The sequence below is a fragment of the Streptomyces sp. NPDC012935 genome (assembly GCF_042900345.1).
Taxonomy (GTDB): domain Bacteria; phylum Actinomycetota; class Actinomycetes; order Streptomycetales; family Streptomycetaceae; genus Streptomyces.
On the sequence record NZ_JBIBBC010000010.1, the window covers coordinates 209615 to 222346 of the forward strand.

Below are 12732 nucleotides of genomic sequence, written 5' to 3' on the forward strand. Positions count from 1 at the left end.
GCGGGGGCTGCGGGTTCGCGGGGGCTGCGGGTTCGCGGGGGCTGATCGCGCAGTTCCCCGCGCCCCTTGAGGGGCGTTCAGTCCCCGGCAGCTACCGGTTCCGGCTCCTGGTGTGCCACCTGGGCCTTCTTCGCCTTGCGCTTGATGATCAGCATCGAGGCCAGGCCGATCAGGACCGCCGCGACCAGGCCCAGCCACGAGAAGCGCTTCAGCCAGGACTCGGCGACCACTCCGACGTAATAGATGACAGCGGTCGTGCCGCCCGCCCAGAGGATGCCGCCGAAGACGTTGGCGATCAGGAACTTCCAGTACGGCATCCGCAGGACGCCCGCGAGGGGCCCGGCGAAGATGCGCAGGAGGGCGACGAAGCGGCCGAAGAAGACGGCCCACATGCCCCACTTCTGGAAGGAGCGCTCGGCGGTGGCGATGTGGCCCTCGCTGAAGTGCTTGGGGAATTTCCCGCCCAGCCAGGCCAGCAGGGGGCGGCCGCCCCTGCGCCCGATCGCGTAGCCGATGGAGTCACCGATGATCGCGCCCGCGGTCGCGCAGGCACCCAGCACGAAGGGGTCGATCTCACCGTGCTGTGAGGCGAGCAGCGCCGAGGAGACCAGGATGATCTCGCCGGGCAGCGGGATGCCCAGGCTCTCCAGACCGATGACCACGCCGACCAGCAGATAGATCGCGAGCGGGGGCACCGTTTCGAGCCATTCCTGGACGTGCAACGCCGCTTCCTCCCATGTCGTGCACCCTGCGTTTCCCGGCGCGCGCTCGGTCGTGAGCGTGCGCCGGGGCAGCCTACCCGTTCTGAGTGACGGTCTCGGAGTCCCACAGGTTGCACCGGTGCTCACGGTGCACAGCGGTGCTCGGCACGTTCCCCCGGCGGACCGTGTGCGCAGCGACAGCACCGCCCCGGGCCGGGTCGGCATCACGGGCCGCCCTGTGGCGCGCGGCACTCCGTCGCGGACGAAGGAGCCCCATTACTGGATCATCTGCCGCGCCGGCGTTCGCTGCTCGGCGTTCAGCGAACCTTCGCCGACCGGAACGACGGAGGGGTCACCCCGGCGGGGTGACCCCTGACCTGACAGAGGCCTGGCGAAGGACCGAGTCGAGCGTCGTGCCGGCCGCGCCCACGGCCGTGGAGACCGTGGCCGGCACCTTGGCGGGGAGGGCCACGACGGCGGCGACGGGGGTGGCGGGCTCGGCTTCGCCACCGGAGTCGTCCTGGACGTATCGCGTCTCGTAGTGCGACTGCGGGTCCCTCTCCGGCAGGTCCTGCTCATCGCGCGGGGACTTGGCGTCCGGCGGCTCGGGGGCGACGGTGCCCGGCGACTCGTGCTCGGGCCCCGAGGGGCCGTCGGGCTGCGCGGGCGCCCCGTCCTCCTGCCCCTTCTTCTTCCCGTCCGGCTTCTCCTCTCCCTTCTCCGCTCTCTTCTCCTTTGTCTTCTCCGACCCGGACCTCTCCCCGCGAACGTCTGCGAGCCCGCCGTCGAGCATCCAGCGCTGCGCGTCGGACCCGTCCCGTTCGGCGACGACCACGCTCACGCCCTCACCCGGCGCGACGGCCGACCCTTCGGACCGGCGTGGCAGAAGCTCGCCGTGGACGGTGAGGTCGTAGCGCACCTCACCCGCGTGCGCGAGGCAGTTCGCGAGGAGAACCGTGCCCTCATCGGCGTCGGAGTCGAGGCAGAGGGTGGGGTCGGCGGCGCTGCCCAGCAGACCGTTGTCCCGGTACGACCACTGCTGGGAAGCGGCGGACGAGCAATCCGCCAGCTCGGCCCGGGCACCTGTGCGGAGCTCGCCGTCGCGGAGGTCGAGACACAGGCCCCGATCGAGGTTGCGGAGCCGCCCCTGAGCGATCTCGACAGGGTCCTCGGCCGAGGCGGCCGACGGCGAGCCGCCGGACGAGGGCGGGGACACCGCACCCGGATGGACGGTCTTGCCGCTGGGCGCGCCCCAGGTGGCGCCCGGGGCGGGGACGCCGCTCTCCTCGGTCCAGCCCTTGGCCGCGAGGACCGTCACGAGCAGCGCGAGAGCGGTGAGCCCGACCCCCATGGCGACGGCCTTCGGACGGACGCGCGGCGGAGCCAGGCGGTCCGGGCGGTGGCGGCCACCGTGGCGCGGGCCCTCCAACGGTGTCGGTCCCGAGCCGCCCCGCCGGGGCCGGGAGTCGAGATAGCGCCGGGCGCCCCACCCGAGCACGGTCTCGGCGAGCAGCACTTCGAGGCCGCCCTCGAAGTGGCTGAGCTGCTCGGCGGCGTGACGGCAGTAGCGGCATTCCATCAGATGGTGCTGGACATCGGGCAGCAGGGCACCGCCCCGGCGAATGGGGACATCAAGGAGACGGTTGTAGTAACGGCATTCCCGGGTGGGCGCGAGTTCGCCATGGGCGCGGACGCAACCCCTCCTGAATTGCTCGCGCGCTCCCTCCAGCGCCGCCGAGGCGGTGGCCGCGTCCACTCCCAGCAGACCGGCGGGTATGGTTATCGGTTCCGCCTCGACCTCGGTGTGCCAGAGAAGGCATTGCGAGGCCCCGGACAGAGCACGGAAAGCGCGTTCGGCGATGTGCCGCCTTTCGGGCGTCACGGACCGCGCGGCGCGCAACCCGCGGCCGCCCGTCGGTTTGCCGAGTTCCGGCAGCAGAGCGGAAATTTGGCCGTCTGCCGCCCACTCCTTCACCAGATCCCTTACGGCGGTGAGAAGTTGGGGACGCAGAGCGCCGCCACCCGGTCGGCCGAGCACGCGGTGGAAGGCCGCGGCGGCCACCATGGTGGCCGAACTCTCCGTGGAGGCCAGGCAGATGGCCGCATAGTCGTAGGTGGGGTGCCAGTGCCGGGCGATCAGCAGCGCGACGGCGTGGGCATCCGCACCGGCCTTGCCGAGACTCGCGACGAGATCGCGGTCGGACTCTCCGGGGCCCAGCCCGGGGCGTGGCGGGTAGGGCGGTCGTGGGGGGTAAGGGGATTGCACTGAACCATTTCCTTCCCGGCCTCAGGACGGCATGGGGAATGCACGTCCGTCGGAAAGCAGGCGCCTGATTGGTGCATACCTAGGCCGCGTCACCTGTGGACCGGCTATCGGGCCGCTCACTTTCGCACAAGCGACGTCCAGGAAACAAGAAGTTCGAGTGACCGACGTTCAAAAGGCGAGAAATTAAGATTAGTTACCGGCGGTATCCGCACCCGCATTCGATAGCATCACCGAAGGATGCACCAAGTTGTGTGCAGCCAAGGACACTTGGTCCACGGAATCTTCAACTCCGCATCGATCGGCGGCATGAGGGCTGCCGGTCGGCCGGGACACGAAAGAGGGGCCCCGCACGTTCGGCGGGGCCCCTCTTCGCAGTCGTACGGCCGACTCAGCCGTTCGGCCTCAGCGTCCAGACGACGGTCATCTCCCCGGTGACGGCTCCGTCACCGCGCTGGATCTCGATGGCCACGGGGAACTCGGGCCGCTCCCCCGCATCCAGCTCCGCGACGACGTCGGCGGCCGGACGACCCAGCGTCGCGGTGGCGGTGACGGCGCCCATGGCGAGCTTCTTGTAGGCGATCTCGGCGCTGACGGCGAGCGGGACGGCGCGCGAGAGCTGTTCACCGAACGCGGCCAGCACGATCGCCCCGCTGGCGGACTCCCCGAGCGTGAACATGGCGCCGGCGTGCGGCCCGCCCACGTGGTTGTGGTACTCGCCCTGGTCCGGCAGAGCCACCACGGCCTTCTCCGGCGTGGTCTCCAGGAACTGGAGGTTCAGGGTCCGGGCCATGGGCACGGTGGCGGCGAGCATCTCGCCGATCGACATCTGGTCTGCGCTCATGGCGGTCATGTTACCCACGAGTAGAGTCCAGGGAACAGGGCGTGTGACGGAACAGATAGGCGGTCGATGTAAGGGGACGGTGGAGGTGACGGGCGGCGGACGGCGTTCGGGGCGAAGCAGTGCATCCGACCCGTGACCTGCAATCCGTTTGGCAAATCGAGGGCCCGGCGGCGATAGTCGGCCGGTGACCTCCGCCGTCGATCCCCGCCGCCGATCCCGCCGCCCCGCCTGGGCGGGCCGCAACTACAGCCTGCTGACCGCCTCGGCGTTCGTCACGAACCTCGGCAGCCATGGCGCGCTGATCGCTGCGGCGTTCGCGGTACTGGAAGCCGGCGGCGACAGCGGTGACGTGGGCCTGGTGGCCGCCTCCCGCACATTGCCCCTGGTGCTGTTCCTGCTGATCGGCGGCGCCGTCGCGGACCGGGTCCCACGGCACCGGGTGATGGTCGCGGCCAACGCCCTCAACTGTCTCTCCCAGGCCGCCTTCGCCGTGCTCGTACTCGCCGGCGAGGCCCAGCTGTGGCAGATGATGCTGCTGACCGCCCTCGGCGGCACCGGCCAGGCGTTCTTCAGCCCGGCGGCCGAGGGCATGCTGCTGTCGTCGGTCCAGGGCGAGCAGGCGAGCAGGGCGTTCGCCGTGTTCCGGATGGCCATGCAGGGGGCGGCGGTCGGCGGTGCCGCGCTCGGCGGTGCCATGGTGGCCGCGATCGGGCCGGGCTGGGTGCTGGCGGCGGACGCGGTGGCCTTCGCCGTCGCCGGGTCCATGCGGGCGTTCCTCGACGTGAGTCACATTCCGCAGCGTGCGCCGGACGGCGGCATGCTCGCCGATCTGCGGGACGGCTGGCGGGAGTTCGCCGGGCGGCCGTGGCTGTGGGCAGTCGTCGTCCAGTTCTCCATCGCGAACGCGGTCGTCGCCGCGGCCGACGCGGTCTACGGCCCGCTGGTCGCCCGGGACCATCTGGGCGGGGCGGGCCCCTGGGGTCTGGCGCTGGGCTTCTTCGGCGCGGGCACGGTCGCCGGCGCCCTGCTCATGACCCGATGGAAGCCACGCCGCCTGCTCCTCGCAGGCACCCTGTGCGTCTTCCCCCTCGCCCTCCCCTCGGCCGCGCTCGCCATTCCCGCGCCGATCAGCGTGCTCTGCGCGGTGATGTTCCTCACCGGTGTGACGCTGGAGGTGTTCGGCGTCTCCTGGATGACGGCACTCCATCAGGAGATACCGGAGGAGAAACTGTCCCGGGTCGCCGCCTACGACTGGTTCGGCTCGGTCGCGCTGGTCCCCCTGGCGACGGCGCTGGCCGGCCCGGCGGAGGCGGCGGTCGGGCGCACGTCGGCGCTGTGGGGCTGCGCCGCGCTGGTCGTGGTCGTCACGGCGGCGGTCCTGTGCGTACCGGACGTACGGAACCTTCGGCGTCGTACCAAGCACGTGACCGCGAGCGGCCACCTCGGCTCAGCCGATGCTGAAAGCCCCGTCCGGGGGCTCGGGTGACGCTACGGCGTCCTCGTCCCGCACCGGCCGCGCCCCGCCGATGAAGTCCCGCAGGCCGGGCCCGTGTTCAACCCTCGCCGCAAAGGCGTCGGAGGCGGTGAGGCGGGCCAGGGCCGCCGTGTCGAAGGGCCGGCGCGCGGCGACGAGCACCGCGTTGCCGAACCGCCTGCCGCGCAGCACACCCGGCTCGGCGATCAGCGCCAGCTCCTCGAACACCGAACCGTAGGTGGCGAGTTGGGAACGCAGGAAGGCGAAGGGCGCGGCATCCGCGAGGTTCGCCATGTATATGCCGCTTCCCCGCAGAACGCGCTCGGCCTGACGGACGTACGCGTCCGACGTCAGGTGCGCCGGCACCCGTGACCCACCGAAGACGTCGGCGACGAGCACGTCTACCGAGTCGTCCGCGGCCGCCTCCAGCCAGTCCCGGGCGTCCCCGGCGTGCAGCCGGATGCCGGCCCCGTCCGGAATCGGCAGATGCTCCGAGACCAGCTCCAGCAGCCCCCGATCGGCCTCGACCACATCCTGCTGCGAGCCGGGCCGGGTCGCGGCGACGTACCGGGGCAGCATGAGCGCACCGCCCCCGAGATGCAGCACGTCCAGCGGCCGCCCCGCCTCGGCGACGCTGTCGAGCACATGCCCGAGCCGCCGGGCGTACTCGAACTCCAGGTGTGTCGGCTCGTCAAGATCCACGTACGACTGAGGAGCCCCGTCGACAGTGAGCAACCAGGCCCGCTTCCGATCGACGTCGGGCATCAGCTTGGCGGTGCCGTAGTCGACGGGCCGGGTGACGGGTATGGGCTCATTCACCTTCTCATTGTGCCGGGGGGACTCCGAAGAAGTGCGCGGGAGCGCCCCGGCAGGGGCCCGGGGAACTGCGCGATCGGCCACGGCGATCCCGCAGTCCCCCACGAACCGGACCCCTCACACGACGGCGGTCACGGTCCCCGCCCCGACGGTCCTGCCACCCTCACGGATGGCGAACCCGAGCCCGGGCTCCAAAGGCACCTCACGCCCCAGCTCGACGGTCATCGCAACCGTCTCCCCGGGCCGCGCGACACCCACCTCACCCAGGTCGATGTCACCCACCACATCCGCCGTACGGATGTAGAACTGCGGCCGATACCCGGTGACGACAGGAGTCGTGCGCCCGCCCTCGCGGGCCGAGAGCACGTAGACCTGCGCGGAGAAACGACGGCGCGGAACGACACTGGCCGGCGCGGCAACCACGTGCCCCCTGCGCACCGCGTCCCGAGGGACCCCGCGCAGCAACAGGGCCACGTTGTCCCCGGCCTGCGCCTCGGCCATGGGCTTGCCGAACGTCTCCAGGCCGGTGACCACGCTCTCCAGCCCGGCCCCCAGCACTTCGACCCGGTCGCCGACCCGCACGGTGCCCCGCTCCACGGCGCCGGTCACCACGGTCCCGCGACCGGTGATCGTGAGCACGTTCTCGACGGGCAGCAGGAACGGCGCGTCCACATATCGCTCCGGCATCGGAACGTACGTGTCGACCGCGTCGAGCAGCGCTTCGACCGATCCCGTCCACTTGGGGTCCCCCTCCAGGGCCTTCAGCCCCGACACCCGGACGACGGGCGCGGCGTCGCCGCCGTAGCCGTGCTCGGTGAGCAGGTCGCGGACCTCCAGCTCGACGAGGTCGATGAGCTCCTCGTCACCCGCGTCGGCCTTGTTGAGCGCCACCACGATGTGGTCGACGCCCACCTGCCGAGCGAGCAGCACGTGTTCGGCGGTCTGCGGCATGATCCCGTCGAGCGCGGAGACGACGAGGATCGCCCCGTCCAGCTGCGCGGCGCCGGTGACCATGTTCTTGACGTAGTCGGCGTGGCCCGGCATGTCGACGTGCGCGTAGTGGCGGGTGTCGGTCTCGTACTCGACGTGCGCGATGTTGATGGTGATGCCGCGCGCGGCCTCCTCCGGCGCCCGGTCGATGCGGTCGAACGGAACGAACGTGGAGGACCCGCGCTCGGCGAGGACCTTGGTGATGGCGGCGGTCAACGTGGTCTTGCCGTGGTCGACATGACCCATCGTGCCGATGTTCAGATGCGGTTTGGTGCGCACGTATGCCGTCTTGGACATGGCTGTACCTCGAAGTCTCTGAAGTCTCTGAAGTCTCTGCAAAGGTGATCTCGCGTACGAGCGCTCTCGTGCGAGATGGGGACCCCAAGGACCTGCCGACCCTCCCCCTGCGGGGTCCGCCGGACTATCCGGAGAGGGTCAGCTTCGGGCGCCGTCGACGGCGGTCAGAAAGACCAGAACGGCAGCCTTCGTGGCATCCGCGACTGCGGATGCTGCGAGGACGAAGGCGTGCCGGAACATGAGCTCGATCATCGTCGACGCCGTGCCCGGCGTCGAATGGTTTTTCGCGGATGGGGAGTTCGGGGCTTTATGCCCCGATGTTCTTCAGCGCCTCCCGCACCGACAGCGGCGCGAACCTCCCCCGCTCCCGCGCCAGGAACTCCCGTACGGCCTCCGGGTCGGTCTTGGCGTACTCGCGCAGGCACCAGCCGATGGCCTTGCGGATGAAGAAGTCGGTGTGCCCGGACTGGCGCAGGCAGTAGGCGAAGAGGCGCCGGGTGTCGGTCCGGTCCTTGTAGCGCAGCTGGTGGAGGAGCGCGGTGCGGGCGACCCACAGGTCGCCGTCGGCGATCCAGGCGTCCATGTCGGCGGTGAGCTTCGGGTCGGCGGCGACGAGGCCGCCGACGACGTGCGCGGCGAGTGCGTCGACGGTGTCCCACCAGGAGACGGTGGTGATGAGGTGCCGGGTCACCGGCAGGAAGCCGGAGGAGCAGCGCCCCACGTGCCGGCGCAGGTAGTCGACGGCGAAGTAGTGGTACTCGCGCTCCGGCAGCTCCCAGCAGCGCAGGGCGATCGCGGTGCAGTCGGCCTCGTCGGGGCGTGGTGTGCCCTTGAGAACGGCGCGGGAGAGGGCGCGGCGCTCGGGGGTGGGGATGCCGAGGAACGGGGCGGCGTCCTTCATGTACGCCCGGGCGGCGGCAGCGCGCTGCGGGTCCGCGGCGACGGCGTACGTGGCGGTGAGCCGCTCCAGGACCGTGTCGGCCAGACCACTGCGGGGAACTTCCGTTGTTCCCCCTCCTGTGACGCTCATGAGACGAACCATACGGCGATCACACATCTTTGTCGGTTAGTGTCGCCGGATGCTCGACGATGCCACCACCCGCTCTGGGGGCACCGCCAAGGCCTCTTCCCGGGCCGCCGCCACGGAGCTCACAGTCCCCGCCCCCGCAGCCGTACCTGTTGCCGTACCCGTGCCCGCGGGCTTCGCCGCGCGCTGTACGAGAACGCTGCTGTCGCCGTGGTCCCGGCTGTCCCTGCTCCTGGGCCTGCTCGCGGCGGCGGCGTCGTCGGTGCTGCTCTTCGAGCCGCAGAGGCTGCTGGCGAACGGCTGGCCGCCCCAGGTCGCGGGCCCGGCCGCGGTGGTGTTGTTCGCCGTGGCGTACGGGCTGATCACGGTGGCGTTCGTGCCGCGGCCGCTGCTGAACCTCGCGGCGGGCGCGCTCTTCGGCTCCGAGTGGGGCATCGGCGCGGCCATGGCGGGCACGGTGCTGGGGGCCGGGATCGCCTTCGGGCTGGGCCGGTTGCTCGGCCAGGAGGCGCTGCGCCCGCTGCTGCGCGGCCGGTTGCTGAAGGCGGCGGACGGCCAGTTCAGCCGGCACGGTTTCCGCTCGATGCTGGCGGTGCGGCTGTTCCCCGGTGTGCCGTTCTGGGCCGCGAACTACGCCGCCGCCGTCTCCCGCATGGGCTACGTCCCGTTCCTTCTCGCGACGGCCATCGGGTCGATCCCGAACGTCGCCGCGTACGTCGTCGCCGGTGCCCGTGCCTCCACGCCGACGTCGCCCGCCTTCCTGATCGCGCTCGCCTGTATCGCGCTGCCTGCGCTGGCCGGTGCTGTGGTGGCGTGGCGCAAGCGCCACCACCTGCGGGGCCGCTGAACCGTTTCGCCTGCCGCCAGGCTGGGTCGTCGCGCCTGCAGCCACGGCGGCCGACGCCCCGCCGCCGGCGCGGCTACACCGACTCCAGGATCATCGCGTTGGCGAGGCCACCCGCCTCGCACATCGTCTGCAGGGCGTAGCGGGCGCCGCGCTCGCGCATCGCGTGCACCAGGGTCGTCGTCAGCCGGGTTCCGCTGGCGCCGAGCGGGTGGCCGATCGCGATCGCGCCGCCGTGCACGTTGACCTTGGCGAGGTCGGCGCCGGTCTCCTGCCGCCACGCGAGCACCACACTGGAGAAGGCCTCGTTCACCTCGAACAGGTCGATGTCGCCGAGGGACAGGTTCGCCCGGCGCAGCACCTTCTCCGTCGCGGGTATCACGCCGGTGAGCATCAGGACGGGATCGGAGCCGGTGACGGAGAAGCTGTGCAGCCGGGCAAGGGGACGCAGGCCGAGCCGGGCCGCCGTCTCACTGGACGTGATGAGCACGGCGGAGGCGCCGTCGTTGATGGGGCTGGCGTTGCCGGCGGTCACGTTCCACTCGATCTGCGGGAAACGCTCGGCGAAGACCGGGTCGTGGTACGCGGGCTTGAGGCCGGCGAGGATCTCGGGGGTGCTGCCAGGTCGAACGCATTCGTCGCGCGACACGCCCTCCAGGGGCGCGACCTCGGCGTCGAAGAGGCCCTTGTCCCAGGCTGCGGCCGCCTTGTGGTGCGAGGAGACGGCGAACGCGTCCATCTGCTCGCGCGTGATCGACCACTTGGCCGCGATGAGCTCGGCGCTGATGCCCTGCGGGACGAGCCCCTCGCGGTAACGCTCGGCGATGCCGGGGCCGAAGGGGTCCTTGCCGGGCGGCACGTTGGACCACATCGGCACGCGGCTCATCGACTCGACCCCGCACGCGACGACCAGGTCGTAGGCGCCCGAGATGACGCCCTGGGCGGCGAAGTGCACGGCCTGCTGCGAGGAGCCGCACTGGCGGTCCACGGTGGTGGCCGGGACCGTCTCCGGGAAGCCCGCCGACAGGGCGGCGTAGCGGGTGGTGTTCATGGCCTGCTCGCCGACCTGGTCGACGGTGCCGCCGATGACGTCGTCGATCAGCGCCGGGTCGACGCCCGAGCGCTCGACGAGGGTGCGCAGGGTGTGGGCGAGGAGTTCGACGGGGTGGACGTGCGCCAGGGCGCCGTTCGGCTTGCCCTTGCCTATAGGAGTGCGTACGGCTTCGACGATCACTGCGTCACGCATGGTGCGGGCCTCCTTGGCCGCCGGGGCGTTCTCCGGGGCGATTACCGACGAGTAGGAAATTCAAACTCACCCTAGCCTGGTAAGTAGGAAAATCAAACCCTCAAGTTGGAAAGTCGAACCCTCCGCCTAGACTGAGCCGCATGGCCGCCACCAAAGACCCGCGCCCTTGCTCCATCGCCGACGCCCTGGCGCTCGTCGGCGAGAAGTACTCCCTGCTCGTCCTGCGCGAGGTGTGCCTGGGCAACGGCCGCTTCGACCAGCTCGTGCGCAACATCGGAGCCCCGCGCGACATCCTGGCCGCCCGTCTGCGTCGCCTCGTCGACGTCGGCATCCTCACCAAGCGCGCCTACAGCGAGCGCCCGCAGCGGTTCGAGTACCGGCCCACGCCGGCGGGGCTGGACCTGGAGCCGGTCCTGATGGCCCTGATGGCGTGGGGCGACCGCCACCTCCGTGCGCCCGACGACCGTCCCATGGTGATCGAGCACACCTGCGGAAACGAGCTGGTCGCCGTCGTCACCTGCCGGGCCTGTGGCGGCGCGGTGCACCACGAGGACCTCACGGCCCACCCCCAGGCGCCCGGATGGACAGTGAAGGGACCGACGGCGGCCTGAGGCCCGTCGCTCCAGCCGGAGCCAGGCCCCTGTGCCGGAGCCGACTTCGAGGGGCGCTACGCTGCCCCTCGACACCCGCGATCACTGCGCCGCCGACGCGGTGTCCCCCTTCATCCCTTGCCACCATCAGCACTTGGACTCCGTAACTTCATGTCTTGGTTTGAATCGCTCATCCTCGGACTCGTCCAGGGGCTGACCGAGTTCCTCCCCGTGTCCTCCAGCGCGCACCTGCGCCTGACCGCGGCGTTCTCGGGATGGGAGGACCCCGGTGCGGCCTTCACGGCGATCACGCAGATCGGCACGGAGATTGCCGTACTGATCTACTTCCGCAAGGACATCGGGCGGATCATCTCGGCGTGGCTGCGCTCGCTGACCAACAAGGAGATGCGGCAGGACCACGACGCCCAGATGGGCTGGCTGGTGATCGTCGGCTCGATCCCGATCGGCGTGCTGGGCCTGACCCTCAAGGAGCAGATCGAGGGCCCCTTCCGCGACCTGCGCATCACGGCGACGATGCTGATCGTCGTCGGCATCATCATCGGCATCGCGGACCGGCTGGCAGCCCGCGACGAGTCGGGCGGCCGGCACCGCGCAGCCAAGCAGCGCAAGGGACTTGAGGACCTGGGCGTGAAGGACGGCCTGATCTTCGGCCTGTGCCAGTCCGCGGCCCTCATCCCCGGAGTATCCCGCTCCGGCGCCACCATCAGCGGCGGCCTCTTCATGGGGTACTCCCGCGAGTCCGCGGCCCGCTACTCCTTCCTCCTCGCGATCCCGGCCGTCCTCGCCTCCGGTCTGTTCGAGCTCAAGGACGCGATGGAGAGCGACCACGTGTCCTGGGGCCCGACGATCTTCGCGACGGTGATCGCCTTCGTGACCGGCTACGCCGTCATCGCCTGGTTCATGAAGTTCATCTCGACGAAGAGCTTCATGCCGTTCGTCTGGTACCGCATCGCACTCGGCATCGTCATCATCGTCCTGGTGGCGGCGGGCGTACTGAGCCCGCATGCGGCGGAGTCGGCGGGCTGACGCCCACGAGCCGCACAGGGCGCTCACCCAACGGTTCGCCCGCGTCACCCCGGCCCACCTCGAGCGCTGCCGCACCTCGGCACTCGACTCGCCGGGGGCAGCGCCGGGTTGTGATCCACCGCCCGCCGATCTGCTCGACACGGGCCGGGCGATCTGGGGCCTCATCCACTACTGCCGCGCGACGGGAACCGACGCGGACCTGATCACACTGCTCGACGGGACCGTCTCCGGGGGCCCCGGCGGTGACGTCGGTTTCCTCGACCACGACGAGGTCTACGACGGCATCGAGAGGCCGCCCCGCCTCCTCGCCCCTGCCGAGGTCGCAGTCGCAGTCGCAGTCGTTACCCCCGCCCTCTACGCCGTCGACCTGGACGACCTCCTGGCCGACCTGCCGCTCCACCCCAAGGACGCGGGCCGCCGCGTGCGGCGTCGGACGTGACTTCGCCGGTGGTGACATACGGCCCTGTCTTGTCGAGCACTTCACCGCTATGCGGGAGTTCTACGGCGGCGCAGTGCAGCGTGGGCAGTGCATGGCCGTGTGGGCCGACTGACGTCCGACCTGCTGATCCACGACTCAGTGCGGACGCTCATCG

General features: G+C 70.8%; 12 protein-coding genes. 5 read left to right on the forward strand and 7 right to left on the reverse strand.

The genetic code is table 11. The features are described 5' to 3' along the window. Positions 1-77 precede the first annotated feature (77 nt). From ACFY5C_RS24610 to ACFY5C_RS24620, 3 genes are all read right to left on the reverse strand, one after another. Positions 78-722 (reverse strand): DedA family protein, encoded by a 645-nt coding sequence (locus ACFY5C_RS24610; RefSeq protein WP_389447541.1) that lies wholly within the window; start codon positions 720-722, stop codon positions 78-80. Positions 723-1053: 331 nt separating this feature from the next. Further along, positions 1054-2967 carry an RICIN domain-containing protein gene (locus tag ACFY5C_RS24615; RefSeq protein ID WP_389447543.1) on the reverse strand — a complete coding sequence of 638 codons (1914 nt, stop codon included), beginning with the start codon at positions 2965-2967 and terminating at the stop codon, positions 1054-1056. Positions 2968-3355: 388 nt separating this feature from the next. Beyond that, positions 3356-3793 carry a DUF4442 domain-containing protein gene (locus tag ACFY5C_RS24620; protein ID WP_389447671.1) on the reverse strand — a complete coding sequence of 146 codons (438 nt, stop codon included), beginning with the start codon at positions 3791-3793 and terminating at the stop codon, positions 3356-3358. A 199-nt stretch (positions 3794-3992) separates the two neighbouring features. Between ACFY5C_RS24620 and ACFY5C_RS24625 the strand changes: the two genes are divergently transcribed. Continuing rightward, positions 3993-5294 carry an MFS transporter gene (locus tag ACFY5C_RS24625; RefSeq protein WP_389447544.1) on the forward strand — a complete coding sequence of 434 codons (1302 nt, stop codon included), beginning with the start codon at positions 3993-3995 and terminating at the stop codon, positions 5292-5294. On the opposite strand, the gene ACFY5C_RS24630 is transcribed toward ACFY5C_RS24625, so the two are convergent. From ACFY5C_RS24630 to ACFY5C_RS24640, 3 genes are all read right to left on the reverse strand, one after another. Next, positions 5256-6101: a spermidine synthase gene (locus ACFY5C_RS24630; protein ID WP_389447546.1), complete on the reverse strand. Its 846-nt coding sequence runs from the start codon at positions 6099-6101 to the stop codon at positions 5256-5258. The two genes, ACFY5C_RS24625 and ACFY5C_RS24630, sit on opposite strands and share 39 nt — an antisense overlap. 114 nt (positions 6102-6215) lie before the next feature. Beyond that, positions 6216-7385, reverse strand: coding sequence for an elongation factor Tu (tuf, locus tag ACFY5C_RS24635; RefSeq protein WP_389447548.1), 1170 nt, complete (start codon positions 7383-7385; stop codon positions 6216-6218). Positions 7386-7692: 307 nt separating this feature from the next. Further along, positions 7693-8415, reverse strand: coding sequence for a DNA alkylation repair protein (locus ACFY5C_RS24640; RefSeq protein WP_389447550.1), 723 nt, complete (start codon positions 8413-8415; stop codon positions 7693-7695). A gap of 49 nt (positions 8416-8464) precedes the next feature. On the opposite strand from ACFY5C_RS24640, the gene ACFY5C_RS24645 reads away from it, so the two are divergent. Beyond that, the gene (locus ACFY5C_RS24645) at positions 8465-9259 is read left to right on the forward strand and encodes a TVP38/TMEM64 family protein (protein ID WP_389447552.1); all 795 of its coding nucleotides are present in this window, start codon (positions 8465-8467) and stop codon (positions 9257-9259) included. Between the two features lie 73 nt (positions 9260-9332). Here ACFY5C_RS24645 and ACFY5C_RS24650 read toward each other — a convergent pair whose 3' ends face one another. Further along, positions 9333-10502: a thiolase family protein gene (locus ACFY5C_RS24650; RefSeq protein ID WP_389447554.1), complete on the reverse strand. Its 1170-nt coding sequence runs from the start codon at positions 10500-10502 to the stop codon at positions 9333-9335. Positions 10503-10642: 140 nt separating this feature from the next. Between ACFY5C_RS24650 and ACFY5C_RS24655 the strand changes: the two genes are divergently transcribed. The 3 genes from ACFY5C_RS24655 (at position 10643) to ACFY5C_RS24665 (ending at position 12578) form a co-directional block, all read left to right on the forward strand. Further along, positions 10643-11113, forward strand: a complete 471-nt coding sequence (locus tag ACFY5C_RS24655; protein WP_389447555.1) for a winged helix-turn-helix transcriptional regulator — start codon at positions 10643-10645, stop codon at positions 11111-11113. A gap of 150 nt (positions 11114-11263) precedes the next feature. After that, a complete protein-coding gene (locus tag ACFY5C_RS24660; RefSeq protein ID WP_389447557.1) occupies positions 11264-12139 on the forward strand; it encodes an undecaprenyl-diphosphate phosphatase in 876 nt (291 codons plus the stop codon). Then, positions 12117-12578, forward strand: coding sequence for a DUF1877 domain-containing protein (locus ACFY5C_RS24665; RefSeq protein WP_389447559.1), 462 nt, complete (start codon positions 12117-12119; stop codon positions 12576-12578). Before ACFY5C_RS24660 ends, ACFY5C_RS24665 begins: the two co-directional genes overlap by 23 nt. Positions 12579-12732: the final 154 nt, after the last annotated feature.